Raw genomic sequence first — 18,245 nt, forward strand, 5'->3', positions numbered from 1 at the left:
TTCGTCGAGGTTGAGAACCTCCACGAGGTCGGCCCGCTCGCCGGTCAGCTCCTGGTAGCCGAGGGCGTACACGTGCAGCTGATCGCGGGTAACGTCCTCGGCCTGGGCTCGTTCCGTGGACTTGAAGTCCACGATCGAGGTCTCGTCGGTATCCAGACGGCGGATGAGGTCGATCCGACCGTCCACGGTGATGCCCGGTGCGACCCGCACCTGTACCTGCTGCTCGCCGTAGAGGGTCTGCCCGAGGGTTCCCCGGTTCTCGATGAGATAGCGGCTGTACGACCGGATCACCTGGAGCTTTGTCCGCTACATCGCCGGATACCGGCGCACCATGCGTCCCCGGGTGCGGACACGGCGCTGCGTGTCGCCAGGAACCCGACCGCCTCGTCTCGATCACCAGCGCTATCGCGCGGACTGGTACCGGACCCGACCACACGCGCGAGGACGAGGACCGGTAGCGGTGGACTCTCCTCACCAGACGCGGCGGCTGGCGGGGAAGGCTCGATCGCGCGAGGACCTGGGGCCGCCGTCAAATCACATTGACGCCCCCAGATCGTCAAGCTACTTTGACGACATGAGTGAGGCGGTGGCGCGGGGCAGCCAGATGGTGGAGGCCGCGGGCGATCCCGATCCGGCGACGGGTCTGGCCGCGGTGGCGGCGCTGCGGGGCCTGGTGGAGGTGCTGGAAGAGTTGCAGGTCGACAACGCCCGCGCCCAGGGCTGGTCGTGGCGTGACATCGCCCGGGTCCTCGGCGTGACCAAGCAGGCGATGCACTACAAGCACGCGGGCCGGTTGCGGGGGCGCGGCTGATGACGCATATGGCGGGGCGGCCCTCGGCCGCCAGTCTGGAGATCAGGCGCCTGGCGGAGGTCGAACGCGATCGTCTGGGTCATCCCTATCTCGGGGATGAGCATTTGCTGCTTGGGGTGCTCGCGCACGGGGCGAACCCGGCCGCGGTGATCCTGCATGAACGTGGGCTGGACCTGGCGACCGCGCGGACGCAGGTCGCGCGGATCGTGGCCGAGTCCGGCCCGCTGGCCCGTGACGACGCCGCGCTGTTGCGGGAGTTCGGCGTGGACGTGGCCCGGATGCGCCGCCAGCTGGAGTCGACGTTCGGGACGCTGGCGGTGCACGACGCGGCCCGGCGGGTACGCAGACGCCCCTGGTGGCGCGGACGAGCCCAGCACAACCCGCTGTGCGGCCCGCTGTATCTGATCAAGCGGGCGCAGCTCATTGCCTGCACCACCGCGGGCGAGCGCCGCGAGGAGGAGATCCGCGCCGAGCACCTGCTCTATGGTGTGCTGCGTGTTGCGCGCGACCCGCTCGGCTGCGGGCTGGGCCGGCGCGGGCGTCGCGACGCCGCGCGTCTGGGGCTGCGGGTCGGCGCGGCCCATCCGGTCTGGCTGCTGCTGACCGGGCAGGGTATCGACCCAGACCGGCTCGGCGAGGATCTGCTCGCCAGCCTGACGGCGACCTGACCGGACGACAGGCAAGCTCACATGACGACACCAGGGGCGGTCACAGCGTCCGAGGCCGGCGAGCCGCTGGAGTGCTGGTGCTGCGCTGGAACGTATCAGGAGCCTGACCTGGTCCGGCTCGGTCGCCATCCCGAGGTCGGGGTCTGCCTGGCCTGCGCGCACTTCCTGCACCAGCAAGCCCGGGGCCGTGAGGACAGGCGACACCCTTCACCTGCCTCGCGGCTCCGCGACGGGCTACGCGGGGGCCGGCGGCTGGTCATCCAGCGGCACTGGCATCAGAACCGCGTCATCGGCCGGCCACTGCGCTGGTTGGGGCGGCGCCTGCCGTAGTCACGTCATGACGGTAAGCCAGCCGGTCCAGGCACGGCAATCGCGTCACGCGCCGGTGTCTTCGCCGTCGACCACAGGGGTTTCCACCGAGCCGGCCGGTAGGCCAAGCGCCCTGCGGAGTTGAGCCACCGACGGCGCCCCGGCCAGGTGGCCGGTCTCGTCGCGGTAGAGGCGGCACGACAGGTTCGCCGAGCTGCCCGGCTCAGCGAACGGATCGACGCCGTCGACGAGCAGGGTCGGCGAGCCGGTCATGCCCACCTGCGCCGCGAGATCCTCGCTGTCGACCACCCGGATGGTCACGACATCGCCGGCTCTGATCAGCGGACGGAGCCGGTCCCCGAGCGTCGTGGCGTTCGGGCATTCCGGAACGTGCAGAATCGTCAACCTCATCACCGGATCCTTCCCTAACTTGCTCGACGTCGCCGGTGCGCAGGGCGTTCCAGCAGCAAACACCGCCGATCACCGCGCGGGGCGGATTGCACCGGTGTGGCGACGAGCTATAGGTGTTCGAGGAATGCCAGAAGCCGGTCGGGAGGGTGATAGCGGCCCGGGGTCATGCCGGGTGGTTGGGTGCGGGCGAGTGCCTGTTCCTTCTGGGTCATGTCGGCGTGTAGGTAGCGGTCGGTGGTGGCGACGTGAGCGTGTCCAAGCCATAGGGCGATGACGCTCTGGTCGACGCCAGCGAGGAGCAGCCTCATGGCGGCGGTGTGCCGCAGGGTGTGGGCGGTGACGTGCTTGGCCGCGATCGTCGGGCAGCATACGGCGGCTCGGGCCGTGTAGAGGGTGATCAGGCGTTCGATGGCGTCGCGGCTGAGCGGCCGGCCGGTGATGGTGGGGAACAGCGGGTCGCCGGGATAGCCGGCGCGTTCAGCCAGCCAGTCGGACCCTGCTGACCCGAGCCGCCCACCGCTACCTCGACAACACCGTCCCCATCGCATCGGCCCAGCTCAGAACACTGATCAACTCATCGGCTCAAGATAAGGACCGTGACCGAGATCGGCCCGGTTGCGATCGAGGTGCCCCGCGACCGGCACGCCTCATTCGCGCCGGTGACGGTCCCCAAGCGGGTCCGGCGCCTGCGCAGCGTCGACGAGATGGTGATCTCCCTGGTGGCCCGTGGGATGACGACCGGGTTGGACAACCTCGACACCATCCCGGGAATCGGCCGCCTCGCCGCCGAGATCATCGGCGCTGAGACCGGCGGCGACATGGCCCCGTTCGCGACCGCCGGCCACCTCACTTCCTGGATCGGCCTCTGCCCGGGACAGAACGCATCAGCGGGGGTGAACAAGTCCGGACGGACCCGAGCGGGCAACAGCCACCTCAAGCGGCTCCTCGGAGTCGCAGCGATGTCGGCCATCAAAGACAAGACCTCGTACCTGGCCGTGTTCTACCGCCGCATCGCCACACGCAGAGGCGGCAAACGGGCCTTGGTCGCAGTCATGCACAAGCTGGCCATCGCGATCTGGCACATCCTGCATGACAAGGTTCCCTACCGCGAACTCGGTGCTGGCCACCTCTCCACGCGCACTCCCGAACGAACCATGCGACGCATGATCAAGGAGGCCAACCGTCTCGGCCTTACCCTCCGCTTCGAGCCCATCGCAGCGGGCTGCCGATGACCGGGTGCACGTTATTTTCGTGTCAGACCCGCACCCGGCACGTCCCCGCGGACCTACCTTCACCATCCATCACATAACGTAACGTAACGTAACGACTACAAATAAGGCGTCCGTGGAGGACACGCCGACCAGACGAAACGCCTCTTGTCCTACATCGCAGACGGGGCCAATCCAACCCCGGATTACAAACGGTTTTTATTGGGGCCTGTGATCATGGACAGGTGTCATCAGGGACGGGTACGTAACGCGCTGGAGCCCGAGTGGGAAGCACGGGAGGCAGCCCTCACGCCACGCGGTCCTGCCCATGGCGAGGAGGCTGACCCGCGTCAGCGATGGAGCGGGACTGCGATCTCCTCCCCGGTGTCGTCCTTCCCGCCGTCGCCGGTGACCACCCTGGTGAGCCGTGCGTTGATCGCGTCCTGGTCGAAGGGTACCGAGTCGTCGCCGTCGCAGTCCTCGTTCCAGTCTTCGACCGGTGCGTCGCCGCGCCCGCCGGTGCAGACCGGTGCCAGCTCCGTCCCGGCGGTGACGTCGGCATCGTCGTAGGTGTCGACGGCTTCCAGGGTGATCGTGTGGCGCCAGGTGTCACCGAAGTCGTAGATGTAGGTCAGCTTCGCGCCCTTCTTGGGTAGCACCTGGTAGAGCGCGACGCGGTACTCGCTCTCGGCGTCCTCCGGGTCGCCGTAGACGTTGCCCGACGCGGTCCTGAACGCGTGCAGGTGGTCGTCGTCCCAGCCGAACAGGACCTGGATGACGTCGTGCAGGTCGCCTAGGGTGATCGCGGTCGGCACCGGCACCCGCCGCCACGGCCTCGGGGACAGCACGGTGAGCTCCACTTTCAGCTGGAAGCGTCGGGGCGCGCTGCCTGCTGCGACGAACGCGGCGACGGCGTCGCGCAGCTGGGCCTCGTCGGGATGGCCGCCGCCGAGCGCGGCCTCGACCCCGCCGCGGATGACCAGTTCGTCGGCGGCCGCCTGGGCGCCGTCGGTCGCGAGCGTGGCGAGCGCCGACTCGGCCGCGAGCCACCGGCTCGTGCGTTCGTTGGGCTCGTGGCCAGCGTCGTAGGCGAAGAGGATCTCGGCGAGGTGGGGGGCGAGTGTCGGCATGTCGCGCAGCGCCCTGAGCGCCGGAAGGAGTTCGGGGAGGTCCGCGTCGACGATGCGCTGGCGTACCGCCGGTCCGGCGTCGGCGGCGGCGCGCAGCAGCTCGGTGAGAGCTGGGACCCGGTCGGCAGGGTCGCCCCGAAGGCTGAGGCGGTCGGGCAGCCACTCCGTAAGCACCGCCGCGACGTCATCGGGCGACTTCGCGGCGGCGAGCAGCGGCACCACTGCCTCGGCGGGCATGCCGGGCGTCGGGCGCGCCCGCTGTGTAGTCGTGTGCAGCCAGCGGCCGAGTGGGGTGATCCGCACCTGCCCGTCTGCCGCGTCGAGAGCGCCGAGCCCGGCCAGGATGTCGCGCGCCCCCTCGTACGAATCATCCCAGCGGCGGAACATGTCGCTGGAGATCCAGATCCTGTCGGAGTGGGCTTGTTCGCGGAAGCTGTTACGCGCGTCGGTCTCGTCGAGAACCGTCGTCTCGTTGAGAACCGTCGTCTCGGCGAGTGCGGTCAGCAGCGCGACACAGGCATCGCGGGGGCCGTGCGGCTTGCGCGGCCACGCCGCGTTGAGGCACACCTCGTCGAACACTGCGGTCCAGCGCCCCAGTACGTCCCGACCGGGCTGCTCGCCGTCGCCGGATCGGCCAGCCCGCCGTCGTCGGCGGCCCTCGCCCGGCCGCCCTCGACGACCAGCAGATCCGCCGCCCGCGCCGCAGTCCAGGCCTGCTGCAGGTCCCGGATGTCGATCGCCCGCCGCGACGTCGGCGGCAGCGCGATGCCGGCCGCGGCGCACACCGCCGCGAGGTCGGCGGGCCGTGGCGCCCCCGCCGGCGTCACCGGCTGGCCGGCGCCTGCCCAGGCAGCGAGCCCCCGCATGCGGGTGAACAGCAGGCAGCTCTCGGCGGCGCGTGCGATCGCGTCAGGATCGTCGAGCACGGTGGCGGAGTCCAAGGTCTACGTCACGACCACGAGCCTAAAGGCTGTTTCGTAACTCGGTTGGGTGCGGTGCGACTGTCCGGGTGATGCCGGTCAGCCGACCTGGCTGATGTTGTAGAGATGGGCGATCCCGGCAACGGTGACCCCGAGGGTGCGTGCCTGGCGGCGGTAGTCTCGAACTGTCCCGGCAACCACGAGTCGGCAGGACGGTCCAGGGCGGGAGCGACCCGTAATGGACCGAAATAGCCGGGTATCTACCTGCACGATGTGGCCATGGGCGCTCTGCCCACCAAGAACACCTACTTGGCCGCCCAGTACGCCCGGTTACGCCCCCGGCTCGACCACGCCAGAGCTCTGGTTGCCATCGAGCACAGCATCCTGGTAGCGATCTTCTACATCCAAATCCGGCTACGCCGGATGCCTTCGGCCCTGACCACTCACCACCGTTTTCTCTTCAGCCCCCCGGGCCCCCGGGCCTCAGGTGCGGTACCGGCCTGGTGACATCGGGAGCGGGACCGAAAACCTGGTGCGTCTGATGCCCGGAAACGGACCTTCCCCGGCCGGAGAAAACCGGATGAAACACCCGCCCGGGTAAGAGCGTTCCACCCCGCCGGCGGTCGCATTCGGTGGCACAACCACCCCACCCGTGCCACCGACGTGCAACGGCTCGTATGCGTCTGTGCGGATCCCTACGACGGCATACCTCGTCCTCCAGCGCCTGCGCACCCTGGGCGTCCTCTAATGCGCGCAGGTCGCTGGTGAGGCTGCTCGCCGATTGGCGTTCAGTCGATATCGGCTGGACGGAACCACGGCCGTATCTGCTGGGGAAGGGCCGGGTCCTGCGGATCGGTGCTTCTGATGGCTTCGTCCTCGACACCGCCGCGTTGGGTGTCGCTGCGCGTCACCGTCAGGTAACCGACCAGGAGGGCGATCACGACGAGGGCCGTGAGGGCGACCAGGCCGTCGCCGAGGCCGACGCCGGACCTTTTCGCCGGCTTGCCGAGCCAGTCGGCGAATGAGGCACCCAGCGGCCGGGTCACGACGTAGGAGAACCAGAAGGCGACGACCTCGTTCAGCCCGAACCGCCACCGGGCGACCGCCGGCGCCAAGATGATCACTGCGAACAGGATGCCTGAGGGCAGGTAGCCGAAGTGCAAAGAGTCCGCGGTGAGATCGCCGGCGGCGGTGCCCAGTGAGAAGGTCGCGAGCACGGTCAGCCAGTAGTAGGTCTCCCGGCGGCGGGTCACGATGCTGTGGATCGATAGCGTTCCCTCGCTGCGGTGCCACGTGTAGAAGACAGCCGCGAGGACCACGAGGTAGAAGATCGTCGAACCGATGTGGCCGATGGGTGGCCCGTCGGCGGCCATGGTGCCAAAGACCGCGACCATCATCACCGCGAACCAGTAGACGGGAGCGGAGTAACTCCGGACCCGGAACTGCAACCAGAGTGCGAACGTGAAGCCGAGGAGACCGATCGCGCCCGCGAGCACCAGGTTGACGTGCGCGAGGTAGTCCGAGGTCGCCTCGCCCATGCCCGTCGTCAGAATTTTGACGATCCAGAACAATGCCGTGATCTCCGGCACCTTGGGAGCGAGGGGCTCGCGACTGCGGGTCTGGCTGTCCGACGAAGAAGGCATCGGTGTCTTTCTGGATCGACGGCAGGGGCGTTTCAGGCAGCCAACATGGCTGCTACAAGCTACTACAGGCGGGGTAGGCTGGCAGATGTGACAACCAGGTTGGGTGACGGGCCGCGGCGCCGGCCCGGACAGCTGGAAGCCGAGGTGCTGGCGGTGTTGTGGGCCGCCGAAAGGGCGATGTCGCCGGGTGAGGTACAGGCCGCCATCGGCGGGGGCCTGGCCTACACGACGGTGATGACCATCCTCAACCGGCTGCATGCCAAAAGCGTGGTGACCCGGACGGCGGACGGGCGCACGTTCGTCTACCAGCCTGCGCAGAGCACGGCCGAGTTCACCGCCCGGCGGATGCGCGGGCTGCTGGAACAGGTCGATGATTCGGCCGGGGTGCTGGCCCGGTTCGTCGACATTCTGAACCCCGGCGAGGAGCAGGTGCTGCGCGATTTGCTCGACCGGCCCCGGCCGGAGAGCTGACCGGTGCGGCTGGCTATCTACCTGGCAGGTGTGGCCGCGCTCGTGTTACTGGTGGTCGCCCGGCCTGCGGCCCGGCGCCTGCCGCCCCCGCGAGCGGCGCTCCTGCTGGCCGCCGCGGCCCTCGGCACCGCGGCGGTGTGGGTCGTAGTCGTCGGTCTGCTCACGTTTCTGTTGGTCGGACAGGTGCCACCGGTCGCGGCGCTCGGCCGCTGGTCGGCCAGCCTGGTCGGCGCCGGCGACCCGGTACCACCGGCGGCCTCGGTTGCGGCGTGGGTCGCCGTCGCGGTGGGAGTGGCCGGGTGCGGCACGCTGGCATGGCGGCTGGCCGTCGAGGCGCGCCGCTGGCTTCCCGCCTACCGGCACGCCACGTGCGCCGGGACGCTCGTCGTCATTGACGATCCCATCCCCGCCGCGGTGACGGTGCCCGGTTGGCCGGGACGGATCGTGGTCAGTTCCGGGATGCTCAAGGCGTTGCCCCCTGGCGAACAGCGGGTGCTGCTGGCCCACGAACGGTGCCATCTTGACCACGCCCACTGGCTCTTCCGGTTCGCGGTGCGGCTGGCCGCCGCAGCCTGCCCGCTGACCCGGCCGCTGGTGGCTGCCTGCGACCAGGCCCTGGAACGGTGGGCGGACGAGACGGCCGCTGCCGCGACCGGCGATCGGCGCCTGACCGCGCAGGCCGTCGCCCGCGCTGCCCTCGCCCGGCACGACAGCGCCCTCACCGCAGCGGGTTTCACCGACGGGCAGGTCTCCGCCCGGATCGAGGCGTTACTGGCACCGCCGCCCCGAGGGCGCTGGGCACCCGCCGTCGTACCGCTGCTCCTGCTGGCCATGGCCGCCGCGTGCGCGCTGAAAGCCGGACACGATGTCAACGAACTGTTCGAAATCGCCGAAAACGCCGTCCATCCCTGATCGTAAAGCAGCTCCCAGGCGGTGGAGCGCATGGATGGGAATCGTCCCCGCGCCTATGGACGGACGGCCGTACCCGGCTGCGCCGTGACGAGCCCCACAAGTCCAGGGCCTCGACAAGATCGCGCTAAGTAGCGATCTATTGCGTTAGGTTACGAGGAAGGCGAGTGCCCGGTTGCGGTCGCGGGCGATGAACTCGGTTGTCTCCTTGATTTTTGTAACGCCGTGGAGGCGGAAGAGACTGAGGGCGAGGTTACGCAGGATAGCGAAAGTGCGCGGGCCGTTTCCTGTGTAGGCCTGATTGGCGTCCTCGCGCCACGTGGTGTCACGGACGTAATGCACCCGGTTCTCGATTCCCCAATGTTGACGGACGTGGGTGTGGATCGCCTCCGCGGACGCGCGGTGACCGCACAGGCTGGTGATGATGAAAGCGTATTCCTTCGTGATTCGGGCGCCCGCGAGGTCGAACTCTTCCCGGCGGATGACGGCGACGGTGGCGGCGTTCGGGAAATCGATACCGTCGGCGGCCGTGGTCCAGGTGGTCCAGCGCCTGATCCGTCCGTGGGAGCGTTCTTCGACCACACTTCCGGGGTCTTCCTTGATGAGTGGAAGACATCGGGCAAAGACCTGGGCGAGAAGGGTCTGCTGGTTCCCCTTTACATTCATCACGTAGTCGATGCCGCGCCTGAAGGTAGCGCGCGGTCTCCCGCTGGGCGTGGGCCGCATCCAGGGTGACGATGGTCCGGCCTGGAATGGTGGTGATGTTCTCCAACAGGTTCTCGACCTGGGTGATCTCGTTGGTACCGCTGGGTACCTGAGTCTGGGCGACGACGACACCCTCCCGGTGGAACATGGCTGAGAACAGGGTGACCTGCTGGTTCTCGTCGGTCCAGGCCCCGCGCAGCACCTTGCCGTCGAGAGCGATCACAAGATCGCCGTTGTCGTCTCGGGTTGCTCGTTGGAACAGCCACGCGCCGACGGCGAGGTCGAGCGCGGCCGCGTCTATTTCCTCGAGAACACGGCGGATAATGGACTCGCTGGGCGCGACGAAACGCTGCTTGAAGTAGCTGTAGGGTGCGCCGATCCGCGCGAGCAGGTCCTGGGGAATGTCGGGCGCGTGGCTGCCGATCTCGCGGAAACTGGTAGCGCCCGCGAGCGTGGCTATGACCGCGACGGCGAGCACGAAATGCAGCTCGTAGATCTTCCCGCGCGGCTTGCAGAAATCGGCTACCTGGCCCAGCATCGCAAGGATGCCGCCGATGTTTTCCTGGTCGGCTGGGGTCGGCCCGCTCGACACGGCGGCGCCGGTCTGGCATGATGACATGCGATGGCCTTCTGTTTCGGATTTTGTTTGGTCGCGCTTTCATTATCCCGAACAGGAGGCCACGCTTTTCGCAACAGCAGGACCGGGTCCTGCCAATTCGGTTTCGGTAGTGCGTGCGCCGACGGTGCGTTGCAGGTTTTCTGGATCGACTCTCCGCCCGCCAGGAAAAAGGTCCCACGTGATGTTTGCCGTGGATGGCGATGTGTCGGTCAGCCGGGCAAGGCGGACGCGAATCACCCCGGCACGGACGTACCCAGACCGGGCGGCGGCACCGCTACCCGGTGCAACTGATCATTACCTTGTGCGACCTTGCCGAGGCCCTGGGTGTTGTCCGTAGCCGCCAACACCGCAGCAGATGGCAGTGCCCGGTACAACGTGGACCGGCCGGTCTTCATGTGGCGGGCGATCGCGGTCACCCACCGCGTCGAGCTGCGCCTGATGATCAAGGGTGCGGGTGGAGACCCGAGCGTAGCCGATCCGGACGGAGTTGCCATAGATCGTCATGGTAGGCGTGGGTTCACGCGCCGGCCGATCATTCCGAATACCGTCCCGAAACACCGGGAGCGACATGCGGTTTCGGGACGGATTTCGGGCGACTGCGGGCTTGATCGTCGGTCGTCCCGGAAACGACCGATACCGGGACTCCCGCCCTGGCAGGCGGGCGGTATGCCTCGGCGGGCAGCTGCTGCCTGATCGGTGAGGCCGAGGGCGTCGTAGAGGTCGGCGGCACGGGTCAGGAAGGTACGGGCTCGTTCCTGGTTTCCTTTGTCGCAGGCGGTGTCGCCGAGCCCGTCCAGCAGCGCCCCACGGCGCAAACTGTCGTTCTTCCAGTCCCTACTCTTGCGCTGGCGGCGCCGTATGCATACTGGCGGCTGTGGAGGGATCGCGGGTGCTGGTCGTGGAGGACGACCCGGCGTTGCGCGGCGTCCTGGCCCGCGGCCTGCGTGAACAGGGCGCGGTCGTGACCGCGGTGGCCGACGGGTCGTCCGCCCTGTCACGGTTCACCGACGACAGCGGTTTCGACGTGGTCGTGATGGACGTGGGCCTGCCGGATTCCGACGGCCGGGACGTGTGTCAGGCCCTGCGGGCGCGTGGTGTGTACGTCCCGGTGCTGTTCCTCACCGCGAGGGGGAATATCACCGACCTCGTTTCGGGTTTCGCGGCCGGCGGTGACGAGTACGTCGCGAAGCCGTTCCACTTCGCTGAGCTCGTGGCCCGGTTGGGGGGCCTGCTGAAGCGGGCCAGGCCCTCGCCCGCCTCGGTGTCTGGCGGTCTGCGCCTGGACCCGCGCGGCCATGCACTGGCCGCCGCGACCACGAGCGTGCGCCTGACCCCGACGGAGTACCGAATCCTTGCCCGGTTGATGGCGTCGCCCAGCGAGGTGGTAAGGCGGCGGGAGCTGGTGGACGCCGGTTGGCCCAAAGGGGCGATCGTCCACGACAACACCCTGGACCAGTACGTCGCGAGGCTTCGCCGCAAGCTGGCACTGGTGGACGGTTCGCGGGCAATCACGACCATCCATGGCGTCGGGTACCAGTTCACATGAGAAGGCCCTCGACGCTGCGGGGCCGGATCGCGGCGGTGGCGGTCGTGGCCACCGCAGGCTGGCTCGCGGTGCTGACCGTGGCGTTCAATGCCGCGCTCGGTGCGCAGCTGCGGCAGCAGGCCGACACCGTGCTACGGACCCGGGCAGAGGCTGTCGCCAGCACCGTCGAGATCGTCACCAGCGGTGCGGTCTCCGTCCATGACGTACGTGACGACACCACGATCGATACCGGAACGTGGATCTTCGCGGGTGGCCGGGCGGTGGAGGAGCCACCCGGCGGGGCCGCGTTACTGGGCCAGGCCAGTGCCCTGACAGGCGTAGGTGAGCGGACAGTAACGACGGGTGGCGCCTCTCCGGTCCGGCTGTTCGCACTGCCGGTGACGTCACAGGGCCAGCAGGCGGCTACCGTCGTTGTCAGCCTGTCACTGACCCCCTACCGGCAGACCGAGAAGATCGCCGTCGTCGGCAGCGTGCTGCTGGCCCTACTGCTGCTCGTCGGCGTATACCTGGTGGTACGGGTCAGCACCGACCGGGCGTTGCGCCCGGTCGAGGAGATGACCGAGCAGGCAGGCCGATGGAGCGCGGATGCCGCCGACCACCGGTTCGGAGCCGCGCCCAGACCGGCCGAACTCGACCGGCTCGCCGCGACGCTCGACAGTCTCCTGGACCGGGTCAGCTCGGTTCTGCGCCACGAGCAGGCGTTCAGCGATCATCTGTCGCACGAGCTGCGCACCCCGCTGGCCGCCATGATCGCCGAGATCAGCCTGTTGCAGAGCCGGCCACGCGACGCGGCCGAGTTCGACCGGGCTCTGCCCTCGGTCGCCGACGCGGCGAACCGGATGACGGTCATCCTCGACACCCTTATGGCCGCCGCCCGCACGAGCGCTGGTGGGCTGCCCGGCCGGTGCGACGTCGGCGAGGTGGTGCAAGGACTTGCCAGTCGGTGGAGCGCCCCGCCGGAGCTGGTGGTGTCGGTGCCCGCCGGCACGCTTGCGGGGGTGGATGCCGGCATGCTCGAGCGGATGTTGTCGCCGGTGCTGGACAACACCCGTCGCTACGCACACACCCAGGTGCGCGTGGTGGCACGGATCGTCGCTGGCCAGGTCCGCATCGACATCCGGGACGACGGGCCCGGGCTCGGTGCCGACGCGGCGGCGCACCTGTTCGAGCCGGGCTGGCGCGCGGACCCGCACGACGGCCACGACGGGGCGGGGCTCGGATTGGCGCTGGTCCACCGCCTCGCGGCCGCTGCCGGCGGCAGCGTACGGGCCCTCGACGGCGGGCCCGGCGCGACTGTCGAACTGTCGCTGCCCGGGACGTGATATGCCTCTGACCGCCGCGTGGTCAGGAGTTGTTCAGGCATCCTGGGCCACCATGGCGGCATGACGGCTCCTACGCGCCTCGCCGTGAACGGCTACAGCGCCCCGGCATCGTTGCGGGGCCGACAGATGCTCAACAAGGTCCCGAGGTCACCATCTGGTTCTGAGTCGTCAACGTGATGGCCACCACCGTCTAGGAGACCGCAGCCGACTTCCGCACAGGCGCCACCTCCCATCAACCGCGAAACCTCGAAGGACGGCTTTGCCGGGACCCTGACCCGTAAATAGACACGTTGTCACGAGTCGATGCCCGTCCATCCAATCAGCCGCTGCGGCAGACGAACCGAGAACGAGAAAGAGCTCTATGACTTCGCAGTATGCCCCAATGGCTCCGCAAGGCACCCGCGCGCCGAGCCGGCAGTTCTTCAGCAAAGTCCCAGAAGTTACCATCTACTTCTGGATCATCAAAGTGCTCTGCACGACAGTTGGTGAATCCGCCGCCGACTTCCTCAACGTCAACCTGAACCTTGGCCTGACCGGTACGTCCGTCGTCACAGGCGCCCTGCTCGTCGTCGCTCTGATCTTCCAATTCAGGGCGCATCGGTACATACCGAGCAAATACTGGCTGACGGTAGCGCTCGTGAGCGTCTTCGGCACATTGGTGACTGACAATCTCACGGACAGTGCCGGCGTGCCACTCGAAACAAGTACTCTGATCTTCGGCGTTCTTCTTGTTCTCGCCTTCCTCATGTGGTACCTGACCGAGAAGACGCTCTCCATTCATTCCATCTTCACCAGACGACGAGAAGCGTTCTACTGGCTTACGATTCTCGTCACTTTCGCGCTCGGTACGGCAACCGGCGATCTCATGGCCGAGGTGCTCGGGATCGGCTACCTGATGACGGGAATCATCGTGGTATCGCTGATCGCCATCTTTGCGGTTGGGTGGCGATTCGGACTCAACCCGGTTCTTTCCTTCTGGATCATCTATATCATGACCCGCCCGCTTGGAGCGTCGATCGGTGACTACCTCTCTCAGTCGCCGGGAGAGGGCGGACTGGGTCTGGGTGCGACGGTGACGAGCCTCATCTTCACGGCCGGAATTCTCGGCATCGTCGCTTATTTCTCGGTGACGAAAGCCGATGTCATCCCGAGTGCGTCTGCCGGTGACACTGACGAGGCCATAGCACGAGGAGGTTTGTGGCAAACAGTCGTCGTCGTGACGCTTGTCCTCGTCGCCGCAGGGACGGGATACTACTTGCGTAAGTCCGCGCTTCAAGAAGACACGTCAGACCCGGTTCCCGTCGCGCAGTCGGTCCCCGGCGGAAGCCAGACAGCACAGCCGATCCCAGGCGAAAGCCAGACAGCGCAGTCGGTCCCCGGCGAAAGCCAGACAGCGCAGTCGGTCCCCGGCGAAAGCCAGTCAGCGCAGCGCTCGCCCCTCGGAGACCTCTCGAAGTTCCGAAAAATCACGCAGGACACGCTGGATCTCCTGAACGCCGACAACCAGTCCGGTGCTACGGCCCGCATCGCTGATCTCGAAACCGAGTGGGACAAGGCCGAAGCGCGCCTGAAACCGAAGGACAAAGCTACTTGGACCAAGATTGACGGCAAGATCGATACGGTGCTGCGCGCGCTCCGAGCAACGAGTCCTAACACGAACGGAGAGAGGACCGCGCTAACCGCATTGCTCACCACACTCGGCCCCGAGTGACGGCGAGCCTTTCCGTGTAACGATTCGTCGCGGTAGGTAGTTGGCTGTCTGGTGGATCGGGCGGAGCGCCGTCCCACCCCGACTCGGCCCGATGGGCCCCGCGAGGTGCCTAGGTCAAGCGGGGCGTCAGGGTGTCGCTCCGACCACCTGATTCCGCCAATGTTCAGGCAGGGCCGGTTCGGGTAGTTGAGCATTAGGTGCCGCGATCATATTTACGGTGTGTGACTGGTGTCCAGGGCTGGGCTGGCGGCGAGGACGCAGACCACCGGCGGGCTGAGGCGGAGGGTCTCGGTCCTCATCTGCGTGAAGCCGGCGTCTCTCAGCAGGTCTTCGAGTTCGTCGGCGGCCTTGCGGGACGTGTCCGCCGTAGCTCCGGGGCAGCGGGGCTGGGACGCGATGGCAACGCGCCCGCTGGGCGCGAGTCGCCGGCGCAGTTCGGCGAGCCGCTCGGCCGGCGCGGGCCAGAACCCGAGGGAGTTGACGGCGAGGATGGCCTCGAAGGGACCATCGAGAGCGGGCGGAATCTGATCGACCGAGGTCCTCATCAGGGTGACCCGCCCGGCCCGGATAGCGGCAGCGTTGCGCCTGGACGCCTGCCGGAGCATCACACCGGAATGGTCGATGCCGTACACGTGATCTGCGCCGGCGCGGACCAGTTCCGCGACCGCCAGGCCGGGACCGAAGCCGATCTCAAGGACCTGGTCGGCGGGCTGCACACCGAGCAGCGAGACCACCCAGCGGTTGCGCTGCCGGTTGGACGGGCGGTGGGCGAACACCCAGCCGGTCACGCTCCCGGCCGCGCCCTGGGGATGATGGCCCTGGCCGATGACGTCGCGGTCCAGGGCGCGCACGGCGGCTATCCCGGCACGCGCGACCCCGTACTCGACGGCCGCGGTCACTGCCCGCTTCACTGCCCGTGGTGGCATGCTTCCCTCATGTCGTGTTCCCATGGCCGGCAGTCAACGGCTTCAAGTGCACCTGAAGTCAAGATGCCCGGCGGCCTGCTCACCATCGGCGAGCTAGCACGCTGCGCGGGAGTCACCACCTCGGCCCTGCGGTACTACGAGGAACTCGGCCTGCTCCCCCCGCCGGTCAGGATCTCCGGGCAGCGCCGCTACCCCGAATCGGCGGCCAGGCTCGTGGCCGCCATCCTGCTCTACAGCGACGCGGGGTTCACCCTCGCCGAGCAAAAAGCCCTCATGGCACCGCGCGACGGCACGCCTGGCTGGAGGCAGCTCGCACAGCGCAAGCTCGCGGAACTCGACGAGCAGATCGCCGGGGCGCAGGCCGCCCGCGAGGCCATCAGGCACGGGCTGCGCTGCCCCCACGAGGACATCACGCAATGCCCCAACTTCAACGCCGGCATCACCGCCCGGCTCGCCGGCCAACCACTGTCACAGTCCCACCAGCAGTTGCACGGCCAACGGTTCCACGAATCGCCGGGAGTCGCGTGAAGGCCGCCCCGGTGGCCTGCGGGGAGTCGGCCGTGTTGCGATCGGAAACGTCCGGGAGACCGGCACGATCCGGCAGCCTGCTCTCGTGAACCGCGACTTCCCGCGGGAATCACAGACAGTGACCGGGACGCGTAAATGCTCAAGTACCCCGCTCACTGGTCGTACAGTGCTCAAGTACGAGCCCGAATGCTCATCCAAACCTGATCCCTACACCGTGCCCGGACCGACCTAAGGACGGACCCCCGCCCCCTGCTGTCAGGCCAGGTCACCTCAGAGGGCATTTCCTCGTTCAACACGCCCTGAACGGGTAAATCGGACGGTGCATCCAGGCTCAGTGGCGTCTTACGCGTTTGGTCGACGAATCAGGCGGAACCCTATGACGTAGTTCGACCGCGTGGAGAGCAGGTGGTTGCGAAATGCCGAACGCGCCCCGTACGCAGGGTAGTCCCAGCCGCCGCCGCGAAGTACCTTCTCCACCGGCTCGAGCTTCCTCTCGGCCCGATAGGAACCGTAATACCAGTCGGCCGTCCACTCCCAGATATTCCCGTGCATGTCGTACAGGTCCCATGGATTCGGCCGCTTGGCGCCTACTTCATGTGCATACTCTTCGGCATTTTGGGTGAGGTCCCGGTACCAGCCGAAGAAGCGCATGTCCCGTTCGTCGTCGCCGAAGCTGAAGTCGGTCGTGGTTCCGGCGCGCGCAGAGTACTCCCACTCCCTCTCGGTGGGGAGGTAGTAAGAGTTAGCGTTGTCTGCACTACTGAGGCGGGTCACGAAATTCTCGCAGTCATGCCAGGTCACGTTGACAGCCGGATAGTTCTCGCCTTCCCGAACCTTGCGTTCACCCTTCCAGGGCTCGGTGCCCATCACCTCTCGCCATTCCTTCTGGGTGACGGCGTACGCACTCATATAAAACGGCCAGTCGATTTTCTCCGGGTGGGCGGGACGCTCGTTCTCCTCGCCGTTCTCCGACCCCATCGTAAAGGTCCCCGGAGCAATGAGCGTGAATTTCATCCCGAGGGGGCTCTGCCAGTCCCGCAGGCCCACGACCTTCAAGAGCTCAGCCAGCCCGGCCGTGTATCCGTGCCGAAAGTCGGCGTACTTCTTGTCCTGTAACAAGAGTGGTATGTCGCAGTCCTCGGCCAGCAGGGGGAGGACGACTGTGGACCGGGACGCGACCGCCGCTGAGAACTTGGTCTGCCATTCCGTCTCGACCCAACCAGACTGGACGCTTGCGCGGGTCAGCCAGAGCGCAAGGTACCTCGCGTCGGCGAGCCCCCGCTGGATGGTCTGCGTAATGCCCTGCCCGACGCCGATCTCCCACTGGTCCAGCCATACGTTGAGCCCTGACCGTCTGAGGTCCTCCGCCAGCCTCAACGCTGCCGCGGCGTCTGTGCTTGAGTGGCTGATGAAGATCTTCTCGGTCATCCTGGTCCCCCGGGACGTCAGTGGCATCTTTCTTGCAGCGTGCCTTGCCGGCGCTGTCCCGCTCGACGGTCACCGACCTCGCCGGCGCGCGGGGCGACACGCTCGTAGCAACAGTAGCGGCCGAACACCCATTTGATGCATTGGCCGTCGCAGTGCGACGTCGTATCCGCCGCCATTCCAGATGAATGTCGATCACCTTGGAGTGTCGCCGCAGCGCGCCTTACGTGCAGGCCGCGGGCGTGGCGGACGACCCGGCCCGGGACGGTGAGGACCTCGTGGCGCAGCCAGTCGCCGTGCGCGCGTCCTCGGCGCTGGTCGAGGCCGGTCAGCGACTGCAGCAGGGTCAACAGGCAGCCGGCGAGGATCGCCGCCCACATCCACACCGCGTTGACCTTCGGGTTCGTGGCCGGGAGGTGTGCCACGCTGGGTGTCCAGGACGGCGTCGTTCATGGTGGGCATGGCCGGGACAGTGAAAGGCCCCGCCAGCGGGTGGCCGGCAGGGCTGTGTGCTCAGGCTGTCGCGGTGATGCTCACTCTGTCGTGACCTCGGTGACCGCGGCACGGACAGCGGCATGATCGACGATGCTCTTGTTCTGGGCGTAGGTGGCGAAGAGGGCTTGGACCGCGAGGTTGTTCACGGCACGGGACAGGCCCCGGGAAACCTGATGGATCAGCATGGGGGCGCCGATCTGCCAGCCGATCGTCCAGCGGAGAGTGACGTCCCCAGCTCGGGCGGGTTACCTGTCGCAGGTCTTCCTGTATGGAAGGGCAGCGATGTAACGGTCCCACTCGGTGGGGGTGAGGCCGCCGCCGGCTGCCGCGCAGGCTTGATCAGTACGACGAGTGAGAAGCTGGGGCAGGCCACGTAGATTCCACAAGATCGTAGTGTCATCCCAGCTGCCGGTTAGAGCAGTGTGCCCCTCTGGAGTCAGCGCAACCGCGAACACCGAGTCGGTGTGGCTGGTGAGGGTGGCGCGGTG

Annotated in this window: 22 protein-coding genes and 3 pseudogenes; 12 read left to right on the forward strand and 13 right to left on the reverse strand. The window is 67.5% G+C overall.

Features of this window, described 5'->3' with window-relative positions:
- Nucleotides 1–291: PD-(D/E)XK nuclease family protein (locus U9978_RS22190; protein ID WP_322763085.1), on the reverse strand; the 291-nt coding region annotated here is incomplete at its 3' end.
- Between the two features lie 283 nt (nucleotides 292–574).
- Between U9978_RS22190 and U9978_RS22195 the strand changes: the two genes are divergently transcribed.
- Genes U9978_RS22195 through U9978_RS22205 form a run of 3 tightly spaced genes read left to right on the forward strand, consistent with a single transcriptional unit; the run spans nucleotide 575 to nucleotide 1,809 of the window.
- Nucleotides 575–811 (forward strand): RNA polymerase subunit sigma-70, encoded by a 237-nt coding sequence (locus tag U9978_RS22195; protein ID WP_416211098.1) that lies wholly within the window; start codon nucleotides 575–577, stop codon nucleotides 809–811.
- The gene (locus U9978_RS22200) at nucleotides 811–1,479 is read left to right on the forward strand and encodes a Clp protease N-terminal domain-containing protein (RefSeq protein ID WP_322763086.1); all 669 of its coding nucleotides are present in this window, start codon (nucleotides 811–813) and stop codon (nucleotides 1,477–1,479) included. The genes U9978_RS22195 and U9978_RS22200 overlap by 1 nt, the downstream gene beginning before the upstream one ends.
- Nucleotides 1,480–1,500: 21 nt before the next feature.
- Nucleotides 1,501–1,809, forward strand: coding sequence for a hypothetical protein (locus U9978_RS22205; RefSeq protein WP_322761875.1), 309 nt, complete (start codon nucleotides 1,501–1,503; stop codon nucleotides 1,807–1,809).
- 45 nt (nucleotides 1,810–1,854) lie between these two features.
- On the opposite strand, the gene U9978_RS22210 is transcribed toward U9978_RS22205, so the two are convergent.
- Nucleotides 1,855–2,199, reverse strand: coding sequence for a thioredoxin family protein (locus U9978_RS22210; protein WP_322763087.1), 345 nt, complete (start codon nucleotides 2,197–2,199; stop codon nucleotides 1,855–1,857).
- A gap of 107 nt (nucleotides 2,200–2,306) precedes the next feature.
- Nucleotides 2,307–2,747, reverse strand: coding sequence for a tyrosine-type recombinase/integrase (locus tag U9978_RS22215; RefSeq protein WP_322763088.1), 441 nt, complete (start codon nucleotides 2,745–2,747; stop codon nucleotides 2,307–2,309).
- Between the two features lie 57 nt (nucleotides 2,748–2,804).
- On the opposite strand from U9978_RS22215, the pseudogene U9978_RS22220 reads away from it, so the two are divergent.
- Nucleotides 2,805–2,942: pseudogene (locus tag U9978_RS22220) on the forward strand (transposase); the annotation flags it as partial.
- Nucleotides 2,931–3,431 carry a transposase gene (locus U9978_RS22225; RefSeq protein ID WP_322763107.1) on the forward strand — a complete coding sequence of 167 codons (501 nt, stop codon included), beginning with the start codon at nucleotides 2,931–2,933 and terminating at the stop codon, nucleotides 3,429–3,431. The pseudogene U9978_RS22220 and the gene U9978_RS22225, both read left to right, overlap by 12 nt.
- Nucleotides 3,432–3,757: 326 nt before the next feature.
- Here U9978_RS22225 and U9978_RS22230 read toward each other — a convergent pair whose 3' ends face one another.
- Both U9978_RS22230 and U9978_RS22235 read right to left on the reverse strand, forming a co-directional pair.
- The gene (locus U9978_RS22230; RefSeq protein ID WP_322763089.1) at nucleotides 3,758–5,116 is read right to left on the reverse strand and encodes a plasmid pRiA4b ORF-3 family protein; all 1,359 of its coding nucleotides are present in this window, start codon (nucleotides 5,114–5,116) and stop codon (nucleotides 3,758–3,760) included.
- Complete coding sequence (locus U9978_RS22235; RefSeq protein WP_322763090.1) at nucleotides 5,038–5,478, reverse strand: hypothetical protein; 441 nt, start codon at nucleotides 5,476–5,478, stop codon at nucleotides 5,038–5,040. Before U9978_RS22235 ends, U9978_RS22230 begins: the two co-directional genes overlap by 79 nt.
- A 258-nt stretch (nucleotides 5,479–5,736) precedes the next feature.
- On the opposite strand from U9978_RS22235, the gene U9978_RS22240 reads away from it, so the two are divergent.
- Nucleotides 5,737–5,964 (forward strand): hypothetical protein, encoded by a 228-nt coding sequence (locus U9978_RS22240; protein ID WP_322763091.1) that lies wholly within the window; start codon nucleotides 5,737–5,739, stop codon nucleotides 5,962–5,964.
- A gap of 281 nt (nucleotides 5,965–6,245) precedes the next feature.
- Here the strand turns inward: U9978_RS22240 and U9978_RS22245 are convergent, their stop codons facing one another.
- The gene (locus tag U9978_RS22245; RefSeq protein ID WP_322763092.1) at nucleotides 6,246–7,100 is read right to left on the reverse strand and encodes a hypothetical protein; all 855 of its coding nucleotides are present in this window, start codon (nucleotides 7,098–7,100) and stop codon (nucleotides 6,246–6,248) included.
- Between the two features lie 87 nt (nucleotides 7,101–7,187).
- Between U9978_RS22245 and U9978_RS22250 the strand changes: the two genes are divergently transcribed.
- Nucleotides 7,188–7,571, forward strand: a complete 384-nt coding sequence (locus tag U9978_RS22250; RefSeq protein WP_322763093.1) for a BlaI/MecI/CopY family transcriptional regulator — start codon at nucleotides 7,188–7,190, stop codon at nucleotides 7,569–7,571.
- 3 nt (nucleotides 7,572–7,574) lie between these two features.
- Entirely contained in the window at nucleotides 7,575–8,483 is a 909-nt protein-coding gene (locus tag U9978_RS22255) for a M56 family metallopeptidase (RefSeq protein ID WP_322763094.1), read from the forward strand.
- A 144-nt stretch (nucleotides 8,484–8,627) separates the two neighbouring features.
- Here the strand turns inward: U9978_RS22255 and U9978_RS24215 are convergent.
- Nucleotides 8,628–9,804, reverse strand: a pseudogene (locus U9978_RS24215) (ISAs1 family transposase).
- Between the two features lie 233 nt (nucleotides 9,805–10,037).
- A complete protein-coding gene (locus U9978_RS22270) occupies nucleotides 10,038–10,220 on the reverse strand; it encodes a hypothetical protein (protein WP_322763096.1) in 183 nt (60 codons plus the stop codon).
- A gap of 473 nt (nucleotides 10,221–10,693) precedes the next feature.
- On the opposite strand from U9978_RS22270, the gene U9978_RS22275 reads away from it, so the two are divergent.
- From U9978_RS22275 to U9978_RS22285, 3 genes are all read left to right on the forward strand, one after another.
- Entirely contained in the window at nucleotides 10,694–11,350 is a 657-nt protein-coding gene (locus U9978_RS22275; RefSeq protein ID WP_322763097.1) for a response regulator transcription factor, read from the forward strand.
- Nucleotides 11,347–12,672, forward strand: coding sequence for a HAMP domain-containing sensor histidine kinase (locus U9978_RS22280; protein WP_322763098.1), 1,326 nt, complete (start codon nucleotides 11,347–11,349; stop codon nucleotides 12,670–12,672). Before U9978_RS22275 ends, U9978_RS22280 begins: the two co-directional genes overlap by 4 nt.
- A gap of 361 nt (nucleotides 12,673–13,033) precedes the next feature.
- The gene (locus U9978_RS22285; protein ID WP_322763099.1) at nucleotides 13,034–14,383 is read left to right on the forward strand and encodes a hypothetical protein; all 1,350 of its coding nucleotides are present in this window, start codon (nucleotides 13,034–13,036) and stop codon (nucleotides 14,381–14,383) included.
- A gap of 212 nt (nucleotides 14,384–14,595) precedes the next feature.
- On the opposite strand, the gene U9978_RS22290 is transcribed toward U9978_RS22285, so the two are convergent.
- Nucleotides 14,596–15,309, reverse strand: coding sequence for a class I SAM-dependent methyltransferase (locus U9978_RS22290; RefSeq protein WP_322763100.1), 714 nt, complete (start codon nucleotides 15,307–15,309; stop codon nucleotides 14,596–14,598).
- A gap of 63 nt (nucleotides 15,310–15,372) precedes the next feature.
- Between U9978_RS22290 and U9978_RS22295 the strand changes: the two genes are divergently transcribed.
- A complete protein-coding gene (locus U9978_RS22295) occupies nucleotides 15,373–15,837 on the forward strand; it encodes a MerR family DNA-binding transcriptional regulator (protein WP_322763101.1) in 465 nt (154 codons plus the stop codon).
- 342 nt (nucleotides 15,838–16,179) lie between these two features.
- Here U9978_RS22295 and U9978_RS22300 read toward each other — a convergent pair whose 3' ends face one another.
- From U9978_RS22300 to U9978_RS22315, 4 genes and pseudogenes are all read right to left on the reverse strand, one after another.
- Nucleotides 16,180–17,265, reverse strand: a complete 1,086-nt coding sequence (locus U9978_RS22300) for an SUMF1/EgtB/PvdO family nonheme iron enzyme (RefSeq protein WP_322763102.1) — start codon at nucleotides 17,263–17,265, stop codon at nucleotides 16,180–16,182.
- A gap of 17 nt (nucleotides 17,266–17,282) precedes the next feature.
- Entirely contained in the window at nucleotides 17,283–17,687 is a 405-nt protein-coding gene (locus tag U9978_RS22305; RefSeq protein WP_322763103.1) for a hypothetical protein, read from the reverse strand.
- Nucleotides 17,688–17,795: 108 nt separating this feature from the next.
- Complete coding sequence (locus tag U9978_RS22310) at nucleotides 17,796–17,942, reverse strand: hypothetical protein (RefSeq protein WP_322763104.1); 147 nt, start codon at nucleotides 17,940–17,942, stop codon at nucleotides 17,796–17,798.
- 60 nt (nucleotides 17,943–18,002) lie between these two features.
- Nucleotides 18,003–18,245: pseudogene (locus U9978_RS22315) on the reverse strand (hypothetical protein); the annotation flags it as partial.

Source organism: Protofrankia sp. Cr2 (assembly GCF_963555885.1).
Lineage (GTDB): Bacteria > Actinomycetota > Actinomycetes > Frankiales > Frankiaceae > Protofrankia.

Bases quoted from the DNA above. Each gene is read 5' to 3' on its own strand.
- U9978_RS22195 (WP_416211098.1), top strand. From the start codon at position 575: ATGAGTGAGGCGGTGGCGCGGGGCAGCCAGATGGTGGAGGCCGCGGGC.
- U9978_RS22200 (WP_322763086.1), top strand. From the start codon at position 811: ATGACGCATATGGCGGGGCGGCCCTCGGCCGCCAGTCTGGAGATCAGG.
- U9978_RS22205 (WP_322761875.1), top strand. From the start codon at position 1,501: ATGACGACACCAGGGGCGGTCACAGCGTCCGAGGCCGGCGAGCCGCTG.
- U9978_RS22210 (WP_322763087.1), bottom strand. From the start codon at position 2,199: ATGAGGTTGACGATTCTGCACGTTCCGGAATGCCCGAACGCCACGACG.
- U9978_RS22215 (WP_322763088.1), bottom strand. From the start codon at position 2,747: ATGCGATGGGGACGGTGTTGTCGAGGTAGCGGTGGGCGGCTCGGGTCA.
- U9978_RS22225 (WP_322763107.1), top strand. From the start codon at position 2,931: ATGACGACCGGGTTGGACAACCTCGACACCATCCCGGGAATCGGCCGC.
- U9978_RS22240 (WP_322763091.1), top strand. From the start codon at position 5,737: ATGGGCGCTCTGCCCACCAAGAACACCTACTTGGCCGCCCAGTACGCC.
- U9978_RS22245 (WP_322763092.1), bottom strand. From the start codon at position 7,100: ATGCCTTCTTCGTCGGACAGCCAGACCCGCAGTCGCGAGCCCCTCGCT.
- U9978_RS22280 (WP_322763098.1), top strand. From the start codon at position 11,347: ATGAGAAGGCCCTCGACGCTGCGGGGCCGGATCGCGGCGGTGGCGGTC.
- U9978_RS22285 (WP_322763099.1), top strand. From the start codon at position 13,034: ATGACTTCGCAGTATGCCCCAATGGCTCCGCAAGGCACCCGCGCGCCG.
- U9978_RS22290 (WP_322763100.1), bottom strand. From the start codon at position 15,309: ATGCCACCACGGGCAGTGAAGCGGGCAGTGACCGCGGCCGTCGAGTAC.
- U9978_RS22295 (WP_322763101.1), top strand. From the start codon at position 15,373: ATGCCCGGCGGCCTGCTCACCATCGGCGAGCTAGCACGCTGCGCGGGA.
- U9978_RS22300 (WP_322763102.1), bottom strand. From the start codon at position 17,265: ATGACCGAGAAGATCTTCATCAGCCACTCAAGCACAGACGCCGCGGCA.
- U9978_RS22310 (WP_322763104.1), bottom strand. From the start codon at position 17,942: ATGCTGATCCATCAGGTTTCCCGGGGCCTGTCCCGTGCCGTGAACAAC.